Genomic DNA, 14,905 nt, shown 5'->3' on the forward strand with positions numbered 1-14,905 from the left:
TACCCATTATTGTTACGGCGTCTTTAGTGTCCCGTCGCTGTCTACCGACCAAGTTTGAGTGCCTTTCGGTGTTACGGTGAACTTATTCGTATAAGCCCCTACCGATGAGCCGTCCGTCATCCGTACTACAGTCACGTCAAGTCCATAGCTCTCGGGAGTAATACAGGCAACCTTCGATTCCGTTATGGGATTGCCGCTATCGATTTTTATGCTGGCAGGCGCGCCGCTGTCATCGTTTTCTTTTAAATACACATCATTGCCGTCTTTTAGGGTACCGTCGCTTCCCCAGTCCCCGACACAGGCTTTACCGCCCATGATAAAGTAACCGTCTTGGTTGCCCATCCCACCGGAAGAGGCTGCTACATAAACGCCTTTTCCCACATTGCTTGTATTATTTTTAATTGTACCGCCATGCATCGTAAATCTACTGTTCATATCTACATACACGCCGCCGCCGAAGCCGCCGCCGAAGCCGCTATTTGCGGTGTTGCCTTTAACGATGCAGCCTTCATTTTGGTCGTTGTTTTTAAGCGTTACTGTACAGTTGCCGCCGACATAGATGCCGCCGCCGTTGCCTTCATTTGCTCCGGTTCCGGTCGCTTTGTTTGAGTTCGTACCTGTCCCGCCGATGGTGCCGCCCATGATTGTTATTGAGGCGGCAGCGGTGTCGTCCTTTTGTACAAAGATTGCGCCGCCGTTTTTCGCCTGATTTCCCGTAAGGGTACAGTTTGTCATATCGGCAGTTCCGCCCTCGATAATCATGCCGCCGCCGTTGTTGTTCGCCGTGTTGTCCGTAAAAGTACAGCGCGTCATGGTGAGCGTTCCCCTGTGGGTATACACACCGCCGCCTCCGCCTAAGTTGGTGGAGTCTGTCGCCGTGTTGCCGCTGACGGTGCAGCCTGTCATGGTAACGGTTGAGTTGTTTGCACGCACGCCGCCACCCCTCGCCGCCTCGTTGCCGATAATCCGTACGCCATGCTTGCCGCCGCCGTCTGTGTACTCGTTAAGCGTCAAAGAGCAGTCATCGTTGATATAGATGCCACCGCCGAATCCCCACGAACCGGTCACTTTGTTTGCGTCCGTGCCCGTGCCGCCGATAGTACCGCCGCTGATTGTGACAGTGGAGGGAGTGCTGCCGTCCTTTTGTGCAAAGATTGCACCTCCGGCGCCGGAAGAGTCTGTCGCCGTGTTGCCTGTAAGGGTGCAGTTTGTTATGTTGACGGTTGAGCCGCTTACAAAGATTGCGCCGCCGTTTAATGCCGCAACACAGCTGTTTATTTTCGTGTTTGTCAAGGTAATTCCGGCACCACCTTCTGCATACACGCCGCCGCCGTTTTTGGCGTTATTGGTTTTAATTTCCCCGCCTGTCGTAGTGAATGTGCCGCCGTTAATGTACACACCGCCGCCCGATCCTTCGTAACTGCCGCTGTTTTCTCCTGCACCGTTTCCTTCTATGCTGCCGCCGCTCATATCAAGCTTTCCCTTATGAGTATAGTCTCCGTACACATACACGCCGCCGCCCATACCGGTACCGCCTGAGGTTTTTGTCGCCTTATTCGATTTTATCGAACCGCCTTTTATTTCGAGCTTTCCGGTTGAATCGACGTAGATGCCGCCACCGTTTTTACCCGCGGCGGTATTACTTTCAATAGAGGCGCTGCCGGAAAGCGTAAAAGTTCCCGAATGCACGTATACGCCGCCTCCTCCGCCGTTTGCGTTATTGGTTTTTATTTTACCGCCGGTCATCGTAAACGACGCACTGTTATCAACATGTACGCCGCCGCCTAAATAGTCTACCGTATTTGTCGTAAGAAAACCGCTTTCCATACTTACCGAGCCTGTTTGGCGAACGACGACAGCTCCGCCGTAGTCGGCTTTGTTTTCGCTTATAGTCGCAGTTTTAAGCGTAAAACGTCCGTTTTTCTGTATGCAGATACCGCCGCCTTGCATTGCTTTGTTGCCGTCGGCTGCAGAACCGCCGATAGTGCCGCCGTCCAAGGTCAGCTCGCCTTCTGAACAAATGCCGCCGCCGAATTTATCTGCCACACAGTTTTTAATAATGCAGTTTGTAAGTTTCGCCTTGCATCCCGCTTTGACAAATATGGCGCCGCCGCATTTTTTGTCATCTGTAGTTCCTGCCGCCTTGCCGCCTGTAAGCGTAATATCTTCAAGTGTGAGTTCTCCGCCGTCTTCTACGGTAAAGATTCGATGAGGCGTTAGAGGATGATTGCTGCCGCTGCTGTTTGCATCGAGTATGGAACTTGCCCCCTCACCTTTTACGGTGATCTTTTTTGTTACGCTGATCGCACCGTGATGATCTGTCATGGCAATTGCCGTTATAGTACTCTGTATAACAAATTCGTCGCCGTCTTCCAGCGTAGACGCTTCTATCGCATTTTTCAGCGTTTTCCACGTAGCGGTACTTGGTATGACCGTCGTCGCGGATTTGAGTACAAGGGTATTATTGCTGTTATATCTGAGCTTCCACGGAACCGTCGAAGGCGGCGATATGATAGTTTGCTTGGTTATTTTAAACCTGTCCGCATACCCGCTGAGACTTACGCCGAGAGCGGCGTTTACGGCTGTAACGCCCGCCGTATAATCTTCAGGCGTTATCTTTGCAACGGTGTGGGTGCCCGTAAGAGGCGCCGTTACAGTCAGCTTTGCGTTTTTAGATTGATCGCTTGCATGCTTTGCCAAATAGACGTCGTGCGTTTGGAACTCGTTCCCTTCGTCGATCTTCGTACTGCCTGCTATATTGCATATGCCGCCGCTTTCGACATAGATGCCCGCGCCCTTACCCTTATTCGGCGAACCGTCTTTTACCGTATTATTCTTCATCGTATCTACATCGTAGAGGCTGCATGTGCCGCCCTGTGCAACATATATACCGCCGCCCTTTCCTTCGCTCGATGACGAAGTACCGCCGTCGGCGTAATTCTCGAGTATCTTCGTTTCGGTAATGGTGCAGCTGCCGTTATGTTCGACATAGATGCCGCCGCCGTATTTTGCCTGATTGCCTTCTTGAGAACCCGTTCCGCCGATCGAACCGCGCGTTAAACGGAGCGTACCTTGCGTATACACGGCTCCGCCGTTTCCGAGAGAGGACACACAGTCTATAATACGGCAATCGGTAAGGGATGCGACTGCACCGGGTTGGATATACATACCGCCGCCGCTGGGTCCGCTGGTGCGCCTGCCGCCTTGGAGCGTAAGGTTTTCAAGCGTAAGCGTACCGGACTTCACGTGGAAGATGCGGTGCTCCTGTTTACCGCCGACGATTTTATTTGCGTTTATAACGGCAGAACTTGCGTCTTCAGCTTTTTTTATCGTGAGGTCTTTGGTAATTTCAATTTCGTCCCAGTTGGCATCGTCGCCTGCTGCGCCTTCCTTTGTCGCTTTGATTTCGCCCTTTATCGTGACGGTTTCGCCTGCTTGAGCATCGGAGACAGCATCTTTAAGCGCCTTCCACGCTTTGGGCTTTGTGCCGTCTACTACACGCACCAGCTTGCCTTGTTTATCAACTTCCCAATACAGTGTCTTGCTGCCGTCTTTTTTCGGCGTTACGGTAAATCGGTTCGTATCGGAGACAGTGAGCGCATAGCCGTCGCCTTTCACGACCGCTCTTCCGGCGATATACCGACTCGGCGTAATGCTCGCAACCGGAGCCGTACCGGTAAGAGAGTTCTTAAGCGTAATATACTTATCCGGCATCAAATAGACGTCGTTTTTGCCGGCATCGGTGAGGGTTGAAGGAACAACGATGGCATCTTCAGCCATAACAAAGGTTCCGGCCACATATACGCCGCCGCCGTTACTTCCGGCGTCAGTAACAAAATTATCGTCGCTCCCACCCCCCAGAATCGTTCCATCTTTAAGGGTACAGCTGCCGCCTGCAACGTAGATGCCGCCGCCGGCTGTCACCGCAGTGTTTCTTTTGATTTCCGTATGCTCCGTAGTAAGCGTACCCAGCATCTGATAAATACCGCCGCCCCACGTTCCGCTATTGTCTAATATATCGACTTTTACGCCGGAGCTTCCTTTTATCTCCAATGTACCAAAACTACATATACCGCCGCCGCTTACAGAACTGTTAGTTGTAATTTTTGTCATGTCGCTTATCTTACAAACTCCAAGAGTTCCGATATGTAAGCCGCCGCCCATACTAGTACTGCCATTTAACCAGATAGAAGTCGGTATTGCGTTCTCCGGACCGATGGTACATTCTCCCTTCATAATACATATACCTCCACCGAGCTGAGCAGCTTTGTTATAACTTATATCCGTACCCAAAATCGTACATAGTGCAGAGTCGGCCGTATTGCTGTATATTGCCCCACCGCTTGACGTAGCTTCGTTCGGCTTACCGCTAGCGCCTATATGACAAAGGGACAAACGGAGCGAGCCTTCGTTACAGATTGCGCCGCCGTTTAGCGCTTTACAGCCGTAGATGCGCGTATTGCGTATATCCCCAGCTGATCCCGTTTTAATAAGGATTGCCCCTCCGTAGTCGGAGCCTGCATTGCCGCCTTTAAGCGTCAGGTTTTCAAGCGTAAGTTCTCCGCCGTCCTCTACTGTAAAGATTCGGTGAGGCGTTGCAGGCGCATCGGCAGGCGGAGCGCCCGTATGGTTGCTGTTTGCGTCGAGTTCAGGATTTGTGCCGTCGCCTCTTACGGTAATCTTTTTTGTTACGGTAATTTCACCGCTGTTTCCGGAAGCGTTTGTCGCTTTTATCGTACCTCTTATAATGAATTCGTCGCCGTCTTCCACGATCGCCGCCTCAATCGCCTCTTTCAGAGTCTTCCATGCGTTAGGATCGGTTCCGTCGACTGTTATCGGAACATTAGCTTTTAGTACAAGAGTATTATTGCTGTTATATCTGAGTTTCCACAGAACCGTCGAAGGCGGCGATATGATAGTTTGGCCTGTTATTTTAAACCTTTCCGAGTACCCGCTGAGACTTACGCCGGAAGCGGCGTTTACGGCTGTAACGCCTACAGTATAATCTTGAGGCGTTATCTTTGCGACGGTGTCGGTGCCTGTAAGAGGCGCCGTTACGGTTATCTTTGCATTTTTGGACGAGTCAGACGGAAAATCTTCGTTCTTTTTCAAGTACACGTCGTTGTTTTCGTCTATCTTCGCATCGCCTGCTATATTGAATGTGCCGCCGCTTTGTACATATATACCATCTCCGTTTCCGCCTGAAGCAGTGTTGCCGGAGATCACACAGCCTGATCCGACAGTAAGGCTTCCGCTTTCTCTGATATATACCGCACCGCCCAGTCTAGCTCCTGCGGTGACAGTACAGTCTTTAATATCAGTATCGGTCATCACTAAAGAAGAGCCGTTGTCACCTATATTGATACCGCCGCCGTAGCCGCCGACATTATTTTTAGCATTTTGCAGCGTTACATTTTTAAGGATGAGTTTTCCGTTGTACTCTATAGTAAATACGCTGCACAAATTATTCGCATCGAGTATTGAAGAAGCTTTGTTATCTCCTATGAGGGTAACCGTTCTGCCCGGATAATCGCCCGAATCGCGTTCTCCACTGACATCTATAGTGCTATCGTTTACTACAGGTACAGGTGGAGTGCCGGGAAGCGGAGGATAGCTTATATTTTGTGCTTTTACGGTTCCGCTTATTTTGACGGTGCCTGCCCCGCCTAAGGGGATTTTCTCTATGGCGGCGCCGAGCATGTACCACATCGGCAAATTGTTAACCGCCTTTATTTCCCTTCGCACTTTGTAGTACAGCGTGCGTTCGGCGCTGTCGTCAAAGCCTTCTCCCGTTGCCTTAAAGACTACTTTATACACGACTTCCCCTCCGCCGTCCGTCGGAGAAGGAAGCGTAACAACGGCACTTTGTCCCGCCGTAAATGATGCAGTGCCCGACGCGGAATCACCCGAGTGTTTTTCCGCGCTTCCCGTTACGGTAACCCCTGCAGGATAATCTGTCCCGTCAGGTTTTTTAATTGTAAGCTTTACGGCGCTTCCGTATGCGCTGTACACGGGGATCGCGTGAGTTTCGTCCGAACCGTCCGGAGCTACGCCGCCGATCGGGGTACCGCCGCCGTTTAAGTCATTGCCGTCTACGGTAGCTATGGTACTCGGCGTAACAATTTTAGTCGCTTCCGTATACACACCGAAAGCGGCTACATTGTCTATGTCCGTATGGGCGAATACCTTAGGAACGGAAAGCTCGCGCGTACTGGTAGACTTTTGCGCATAATCCGAATAGAGCTTTCCGTCAAAGAGCCGTATACGGTATTTTGCCGTAGCGCCGCCTACGGGAACGTCCGTTTTAAAATAGAGCACCCACGGACCGGAAGGAACGTTGCCCGGCAGAGGACTGCCCGAACCGGGAGAAGCCTCCGCTTCTGCGTTTGATAACTTATCGACATCCGTTTTCGCGATAAAAGTACCGCCCGAATGGGTAATATCAAAATCGGCTGTAGTAAGCGTCACGGGACATGGAGTTTCATCACCGCCGTTTTTGCTCACATATACGTGTGTAAGGTCGCTGTGTAAATCCGTCGCACCCGATTCGGTAAAGCCCGCAACTTTAAAGCACAGAACGTAATAGCGTTTGCCCTGCGAATCGGGTGTACGCGTTTTAAAAAGCGCGATATGATTATCGTCCGATGCGAAAACGGGCGCGGGATCCGGCGGCGGCGTATTCGCTTCCAAATTAAACGAATAGATTTGATTGAACTTTCTGCCGTCGGTACTGTAGAGTTTGATCGAAGCTCCGATGTTCGCGCTGCTGCGTTCATTCGCCTTTAAAAAGGCAGCCATATACGTCAGTCTGAGCGCTTTGCCGTCCGAGGTCGGCGCAAGCGTATAATCGGTGCCGTAGATTGGCTTAGCTCCGCCCGAGCCTTTTACCTTGTCGTCCCCGAACATTACGATATCCGCCGGTGCTCCGGGATCATTCGGCATGATGAACGAAAAGTTTTTAGGATTGCGCACGGTGAGCGTGATGACCGCATCGCTTGCCGACGGCACGCATTGAACGCCTGCAGGGCTCGTCTGTGCCGGAGATGCCGCTCTGAAGCCGGTTATGGTCGGTTCCGACGCCCAATACGAAAAATCTTCCTCTATATCTGCAAACAGTTCTTTGCAGCCGGTTATCGCGAGCAGCGCCGCAGCTGAAACGGCGCAGAAAAGGACGGTCACACATGTACGCATGACACGATTTTGCATTTCTTTTTGATTTATCACGGGAACCTCTCTCAAATCATATCGTTCGATACAGCCGCTTTATCCTCTGCCGCTGTTATAAACCGCTATACATACTATTATACACGTTCCTTTAAAATTGTTCCATATTATTGACATTACCCATTACCCATTACCCATTGATTTCGTAACCTGCGCTTGTCATAATTTTTTTTAATAGATATAGTACAATTTGTTTTTAAAATACGCCGACGCGCTTTCTGCGAAATACGCGCACGACTGATTTTTTTTCGAAAGTTAAAACTTTGCTTGAAGCTTCGCTGCAAGTACCTGCAAAAGTTTTTATGGAGGATATATGATAGAAGTTTCGCACTTGTCCCGAAATTACGGGACATTCCGTGCGGTAAACGATGTGAGCTTTTCGATCCCGACGGGGCAAATCGTCGGTCTGCTCGGTCCGAACGGCGCGGGCAAAACGACGACGATGCGTATGATTACCGGTTTTTTAAAACCGTCCGGCGGCACGATTTCGATCGACGGTACGAACATCGAAGATGCAAGCGTCGCATCGAAACGAAAGATCGGTTACATGCCCGAAGCCGCGCCTCTCTACGGCGATATGATAGTCGAAGATTACCTGCGCTATATCGCGGACATGCAGGGCGAAAATGCCGATGAAAAAATTCCCCGTCTGTGCGAAGAGTGCGGTCTCAAAGAAGTGATGGATAAAAATATCTCCGAGCTTTCGCGCGGCTACAGGCAGCGTGTCGGGCTCGCGCACGCGCTCATGCACGATCCGGAAATATTGATTTTGGACGAACCGACGAGCGGGCTCGACCCGAATCAAATCGGCGAAGTGCGGAACTTGATCCGCGAAATCGGAAAGACGCGTACGGTTATCGTTTCGACGCACATCCTCGGCGAAGTGGAAACGCTGTGCAGCCGCGTCATCATCATCGCAAACGGTAAGCTCGTCGCCGACAGTCCGACCGATGAACTGCGCGAACGATACGGTCATAAAGCCGCTCTCAAACTCACCGCAGGCGGATGTTCAAAAGACGATATTGCAGCCGAACTCAAATCGATTGCGGGAGTCGAAAACGTTTCGGCGGTAAGCGGAGAAACCGTAAACGGAGATGCGGATGCGTTTTCTCTCCTCGTTTCGGTTTCGGGAACGGCTGAAGTCCGGCCGGCTCTCTTCAAAGCGATCGCAGCGAAGGGCGGCTGGTTATACGAACTTGCAATGCAGCGGAACAGTCTCGAAGACGTGTTCCACGAACTCACTACAGCGGAGGCGCAAAAATGAGCGACACGCTTAACAAAAAACATTCTCCCGCCGCCGTCATCATGAAGCGGGAACTCGCCGCGTATTTTACGAGTCCCGTCGCATACATCGTCACGGCACTCTTTCTCATCATCGCGGGTATCACCTTTTTCGTCTTTTTCTTTTTTCAAGATCGGGCGGAGCTGCGGAATTATTTTTCGCTCCTTCCGATTTTGCTTTCGTTTTTTATTCCGGCGCTGACGATGCGGCTGTTCGCCGAAGAAAAGCGAAGCGGCTCGATCGAAACGCTCATGACGCTTCCCGTCACCGAAAGCTCCGTCGCTGCAGGTAAATGGCTTGCAGCCTTTTTAAGCGCTGCCGTCATGGTCGCTCCGACAATGCTGTACGTCATTCCGCTTTTTATATTCGGCTCTCCCGATATGGGACCCGTCGTCGGAGGCTTTTTGGGCGCTTTCTTTTTGTGCGCCGCCTTTTCGGCGATCGGAGTATTCGCGTCGGCGGTTACGAAAAATCAAATCATCGCGTTTTTCGCAGCCTTTATCATCTGCATTTCGCTAACGCTGATCGATTCGTTTTTGATTTTCCTGCCGGCCGAAATCGTCGCCGCACTGTCGTACATCTCCGCATCGTCGCATTTTTCATCGATCGCACGAGGCATCATCGACACGCGCGACCTCTTGTACTTCGCTTCGCTCACCGTATTTTTCTTTTATCTCACGGTGATCGTTCAGCAAAATGAAAGGAAGTAAAAATGAAAAAAATCATCAACTGGTTTCGCTCCCCTTCGAGCGATTTTGTGCTTCTCATCGTTTTATTAATTCTCGCAAACCTTGTCGGGCGCAGGGCATTTTTGCGTTTCGATTTGACACGCCCGAAATCCTATTCGTTGTCGGAGGCGAGCAGACAGCTTGTCAAAACGCTCGACGAACCGCTGTCGGTCCGCGCGTTTTTCAGCAGCAACTTGCCCGCCCCGTACAGCACAACCGCGCAGTACATACGCGATATCCTTCTCGAATACAAGGGAGCGGCAAACCGCAACTTTTCCTATTCGATCGTCGATATGAGCAAAGCGGAAAACGAAATGCTCGCGCAGCAGTACGGACTGCAGCAAGTGCAGATACAACAGGTCGCAAACAACGAAGTAGGCTTCAAGCAGGCGTATATGGGACTCGTCATCTCTTATGCCGACTCGGTCGAAACGCTCGACGGTATAACATCGTCCGAGGGATTCGAATACAAGCTTACGACGAAGATCAGCAAAATGATTTCGGCGGCGAACGTGCTTTCAGGTCTTCCGAAAGACGAGCGCATCAAACTGACGCTCTACGTAACCGATGCGCTCAAACAGTTTGACATACGGGGCTTCGACGATATCGAAAAGACCGTGCGCGAAGCGTATGAAAGCGTCAACAAGCAAAGCATGGGCAGAATCGATTATGAAAAAATAAATCCTTCTTCATCCGATTTGAATACGCTGCAGTCGCGCTTCGGCATACCGCTCATCAATTGGACGACGGAAAACGGTTCGACGGGCTCGGGCGCGATCGGCCTCGTGCTGGAACACGGAAACGCGTTCCGCCTCATCCCGCTTTCGATGCAGCGATCGCTCATAGGCTACGTCATCGCGGGACTCGGAGAACTCGAACAATCGCTTTCCGAAAGTCTTCAAAGCCTGCTCTTAAAGGCGACGAAGATCGGCTACGTAACGGGGCACGGAGAGGCGCCGCTTTATTCGCAGGCCGGAGTCTCTCCTCTCATATCCCTTACAAGCGATATGTACGAACTCGATGAAATCGATCTTTCAAAAGATGCGATTCCCGCAAATGTCGCATCCCTCATCGTCAACGGACCGAAAACGGAATTCTCCGACGAAGAGTTGTATAAAATCGATCAGTTTATCATGCGCGGCGGCAACGCTCTCTTTTTTGTCGACCCCTTCGATTCGCAGTCGGCAGGCTATTATCAAGCGCCGTCGTTCGCGCCGCTTTCGACAAAGCTTGAAAAATTATTAAACGCTTACGGCATCAAGCCGGAAACGAACTACGTGCTCGACGAAAACTGTTATAAACCGCGTCAGCAAAATTACGGAAACGTATCGTTGTGGTGGGCGCCGTTTATCCCTGCAGAACAGCTTGCAAAAAAGAACGCGATCACGGCTAATCTCGGCAGGATCCTTTTTTTGCAAACATCCGCAATCGACACGAGCGGCGCCGAAAGCAACGCAGACGTGAAAGTGACAAAGCTCGTGCAGTCCTCTCCGAAATCGTGGCTGCTTTCGGACAATATACAGTTGAATCCGATGATGCCGCCGCCCTACGACAAGTCCGTCGAAAAAGCGGAAACGCTTGCCGCGCTCGCCGAAGGCAAATTCAAAAGCGCTTTCGATTCCGAGCCCGCTTCATCCGCAGACGGAGCGCTAACGGCAAAAACGCACTTGGCTGAAAACGTGCAGAGCGGAAAAATCTTCGTCGCGGGAACGTCCGAAATCACGGGGCCGCAGCTCATCGAAGAAAACAGCTCCGAACCGATTGCTCTTTTCACGCGCAACGTCATCGACTATATGAACGGCAACGGCGATTTTTGCGCCATGCGCACGAAGGGGCTTTCTCTCAATACGCTGCATAACTCAGGAAGCGCGCTCGCATTTGCCGTGCAGTATTTCAACGAATTCGGACTTGCCGTCATGGTCGTCATTGCGGGCTTTATCGTGTGGCGCATGCGCAACAAACGCCGAGAACGCATCCGCGCAAAATACAATCCGAACGATGCGCGCATCATCGATACGAAATCGAAGGAAGGTGATACAAAATGAGCAAACGAAAAATAATTCTTTTGACGGCGTGCGTACTTTTGCTCGGCATATATATCGCGCAGCTCGCCTCTTCTCTGCGAAGTTCGGTAAAAAACAAAACGCTCGGTGCGGATCCCGATAAGCTTACAATCGAAAACGCGAGCGCCGTAATCGAGCTTGCAAAATCTGACGACGGTTGGACGGTCGGAGAGAGGCGCTACAAGGCGGATACGAATACCGTCGATGCGCTTGTCAATGCGGTAAAAAACATACGCGTTCTCGACACCGTTGCCCAAGCCGGAAGCGATGCGGTCGATGAGCGCTACGAAATCGACAAGACGAATGCGATCGTCGTAAAGGCATACAAAGGGAACGAACTTGTGCGTACGCTCACGATAGGAAAAACGTCGTCGACGGGTTCGCAGTCCTACCTTACGCTCGACGGCAAAAAAGACATATACCTCGTATCGGGAACGCTGCGCGACACGTTCAAAAAAGACGTCGCCGCGTTGCGCAGCAAATCGGTGTACGCCGTCGATACGAGCGACCTCACCGCCGTTTCCGAAAGCATGGGAAGCACGGTGCTGTCGATTGTAAAATCAGGCGATCCCGCTGCATGGACTGCTTCCGGAGGCACGGCAAGCGTCGATGCGGAAAAAGCTGCGAATTGGGCGGCATCGCTTACAAGGCTCAATGCGGACTCGTGGCTCGACGACGATTTTGTCCTGCCGCCTGTAAGCGAATCCGTTACCGTCATAACGGCCGGCGGCAAAGCGATTACGGTGAGCGTGTATAAAGAAGGAGACGGCGACGATGCGAAATACTACGGCACGTGCAGCGAAACGCCGTACAAGTTTTCGCTCTCCCGCTACTCCGCGGGAAAATACCTTAAAACCGCAGCAGATATAAGTACAAAGCAGTAAAATCGACAATCGATAAAATAAATCGAAAGAGAGGCTGTCAAAAAGGTCACTGACTTTTGCGACGGCCTTTTTATTTTTTACTTGACAAACAGCATTTTTACTGCTAATATATGAACAGTTGTTCATTCATTTGTTATAAAACAAATCGCGTATGGAGGAGCGGCGTGGCGAAAAAAAAGATCGAAGGCGGACAAAGCGACAAGTGCTTTCAAGATATTTTAAACAAACTGCCTGACGAAGACGAACTGTTCGATTTGGCGGAGCTGTTTAAGATTTTCGGAGACTCGACGCGCATAAAGATTTTGTTTGTACTGCTCGAATCGAATATGGCGGTAAACGACATCGCAAACGTCCTTAAAATGACGCAGTCGGCGATAAGTCATCAGCTGCGTATTTTAAAAACGAACGGTCTCGTAAAATATACGCGAAACGGAAAATCGCTTATCTATTCCCTCGCCGACGGCCACGTAACGACGATTTTAAGCCAAGGCATCGAACATATAAGCGAATAAAATTTATTATTAGGAGGAGCGAAAGAAGCACGGCTGAAATTGCGCCGCACTTCTTTCGTACGAGTTTGTTTTCAACAAACTCGGGTTATTGAACGTGTGCGCTCTCGCGCACGGCTAAAAACTTTTTCGGAAATTGATATTTCCTGCAAAAGTTTTTATTAGGAGGAGCTATGAGTCACGAATGTCACTGTCATGCATGCTGCAAAAGCGAACACGAACATGGACATACACACGGACATGAACATGAAGAAGAGAGCGAATTAAGCGTCCGTGAAATCGTCATTGCGGCGGTGCTGTTTGCACTCGGTTTAATCGTCGAACACGCGCATCCTTTCAGGGCGATCGTTGTTTCGCTCGGTAAATTCGCGTCGGCGGATGAACTCGTTTCAATCGTACTTTTACTCGCAGCATACCTCGTGTGCGGCAGGAGCGTCGTCATCGACGCGGTAAAAAATATTATTAAAGGAAATTTCTTCGATGAAAAATTCTTGATGAGCGTTGCGTCTCTCGGCGCCGTCGCAGTCGGACAATATCCCGAAGCTGTCGGCGTCATGCTGCTCTATCAAATCGGGGAATACGCACAGGACAAAGCGGTCGACAAATCGCGCGATTCGATTCAATCGCTCATGGAAATCCGGCCGGATAAAGCATTCGTAAAACGCGGCGATAAAATAATCGAAGTATCGCCCGACGATGTGAACGTCGGCGAAACCATACTCGTGAAGCCCGGAGAGCGCATTCCGATCGACGGCACGGTCGTACAGGGAAAATCGTTTCTCGATACGTCCGCCCTTACCGGAGAAGCGGTGCCGCGCCGCGTATTCGTCGGAAGCGACGTTATGGCGGGCGCGATCAATACGGACAGCGTGATCGAAATCGAAACGACGAAGATCGCCGGAGAATCGGCCGCCGCTCGCATCATCGAGCTGGTCGAAAAAGCGCAGGAAAAAAAAGCGAAATCGGAGCGCTTTATCACGCGCTTTTCAAAAGCGTATACGCCTATCGTGTGTATAGCGGCGGTTTTGCTTGCGCTCATTCCGTCCCTCATCACGGGTGATGCGCACACGTGGGTGTACCGCGCGCTCATCTTTCTCGTCGTCTCCTGCCCCTGTGCGCTCGTCATATCGGTACCGCTCGGATTTTTCAGCGGCATCGGAACGGCAAGCAAAAACGGCATCCTCATCAAAGGAAGCGAATGCGTCGAAACGCTTGCGCGGACACAAACGGCGGTATTCGATAAAACGGGAACTTTAACAAAAGGCGTATTCGCCGTCACGGGAGTTCACCCGACGGACGAAGAACGCATATCGGCGGACGAACTCATCGCAATCGCGGCGCATGCGGAAACCTATTCGAATCATCCGATATCGAATTCGATCAAAGCGGCACACTCGGGAGCGTGCTGCAATCTCGTAAAGATCGCCGACGCGGAAGAGATAAGCGGAGAGGGCATCAGCGTCGTCCTCGACGGAAAGCGCGTACTTGCCGGCAATATGAAACTCATGGAATCGCACGCGGTAGAAGGCATCGTTCCGTGCAGCTTAAACGATTTCGGAACGGTCGTACACGTCGCAGTCGACGGACTGTATGCGGGACACATCGTTATAGCCGATCAAACGAAAGACGACGCGGCCTTCGCCGTCAAAAAGCTCCGAAAACTCGGCGTCAAAAAAATCGTCATGCTCACTGGCGACAATAAAGAAACGGCGGAAGAAGTCGCGTCCGAAATCGGAGTCGATACCGTTTTTTCGGAACTCCTTCCTGCAGATAAAGTCGATAAAGTGGAAGCGCAGCTTGCAGAGCTCGGCAAAAAACCGCGGCGTCCGACGCTCCTCTTTGCCGGCGACGGCATCAACGATGCACCGGTGCTCGCGCGGGCCGACACGGGGATCGCGATGGGCGGACTCGGAAGCGATGCCGCGATAGAATCGGCCGATGCCGTTATCATGACCGACGAACCGGCAAAGATAGCGGACGCGATTTCGATTTCACGGAAAACCGTACGCATCGTCACCGAAAACATCGTCGTTTCGCTCATCGTAAAAATCGGCATCATGGCGCTCGGCGCGTTCGGTATCGCAAATATGTGGACTGCCGTTTTCGGCGATACGGGCGTAGCTCTCCTCGCCGTAGCGAATTCGATGCGCGTCATGCTGTGGAAAAAGCGAGGGTGATGCGTAAAAGCGGAAGCCGCATACGGCTATAAAGGGAA

General features: G+C 51.3%; 7 protein-coding genes. 6 read left to right on the plus strand and 1 reads right to left on the minus strand.

Annotated elements, in window-relative coordinates; genetic code table 11:
* Nucleotides 1–12 precede the first annotated feature (12 nt).
* Nucleotides 13–7,191: a right-handed parallel beta-helix repeat-containing protein gene (locus H9I36_RS00285; RefSeq protein WP_187383396.1), complete on the minus strand. Its 7,179-nt coding sequence runs from the start codon at nucleotides 7,189–7,191 to the stop codon at nucleotides 13–15.
* Nucleotides 7,192–7,537: 346 nt separating this feature from the next.
* Between H9I36_RS00285 and H9I36_RS00290 the strand changes: the two genes are divergently transcribed.
* The 6 genes from H9I36_RS00290 (at nucleotide 7,538) to H9I36_RS00315 (ending at nucleotide 14,867) form a co-directional block, all read left to right on the plus strand.
* Nucleotides 7,538–8,488: an ABC transporter ATP-binding protein gene (locus H9I36_RS00290; protein ID WP_187383397.1), complete on the plus strand. Its 951-nt coding sequence runs from the start codon at nucleotides 7,538–7,540 to the stop codon at nucleotides 8,486–8,488.
* A complete protein-coding gene (locus H9I36_RS00295) occupies nucleotides 8,485–9,216 on the plus strand; it encodes an ABC transporter permease subunit (protein ID WP_187383398.1) in 732 nt (243 codons plus the stop codon). Before H9I36_RS00290 ends, H9I36_RS00295 begins: the two co-directional genes overlap by 4 nt.
* A gap of 2 nt (nucleotides 9,217–9,218) precedes the next feature.
* Nucleotides 9,219–11,279 carry a GldG family protein gene (locus tag H9I36_RS00300; protein ID WP_187383399.1) on the plus strand — a complete coding sequence of 687 codons (2,061 nt, stop codon included), beginning with the start codon at nucleotides 9,219–9,221 and terminating at the stop codon, nucleotides 11,277–11,279.
* Nucleotides 11,276–12,181, plus strand: coding sequence for a DUF4340 domain-containing protein (locus H9I36_RS00305; RefSeq protein ID WP_187383400.1), 906 nt, complete (start codon nucleotides 11,276–11,278; stop codon nucleotides 12,179–12,181). Before H9I36_RS00300 ends, H9I36_RS00305 begins: the two co-directional genes overlap by 4 nt.
* 164 nt (nucleotides 12,182–12,345) lie before the next feature.
* Nucleotides 12,346–12,693 carry an ArsR/SmtB family transcription factor gene (locus H9I36_RS00310; protein ID WP_187383401.1) on the plus strand — a complete coding sequence of 116 codons (348 nt, stop codon included), beginning with the start codon at nucleotides 12,346–12,348 and terminating at the stop codon, nucleotides 12,691–12,693.
* Between the two features lie 170 nt (nucleotides 12,694–12,863).
* Nucleotides 12,864–14,867 carry a heavy metal translocating P-type ATPase gene (locus tag H9I36_RS00315; protein ID WP_222864608.1) on the plus strand — a complete coding sequence of 668 codons (2,004 nt, stop codon included), beginning with the start codon at nucleotides 12,864–12,866 and terminating at the stop codon, nucleotides 14,865–14,867.
* Nucleotides 14,868–14,905: the final 38 nt, after the last annotated feature.

The organism is Treponema sp. Marseille-Q4130 (assembly GCF_014334325.1).
In the GTDB taxonomy this organism is placed as follows: domain Bacteria; phylum Spirochaetota; class Spirochaetia; order Treponematales; family Treponemataceae; genus Treponema_D.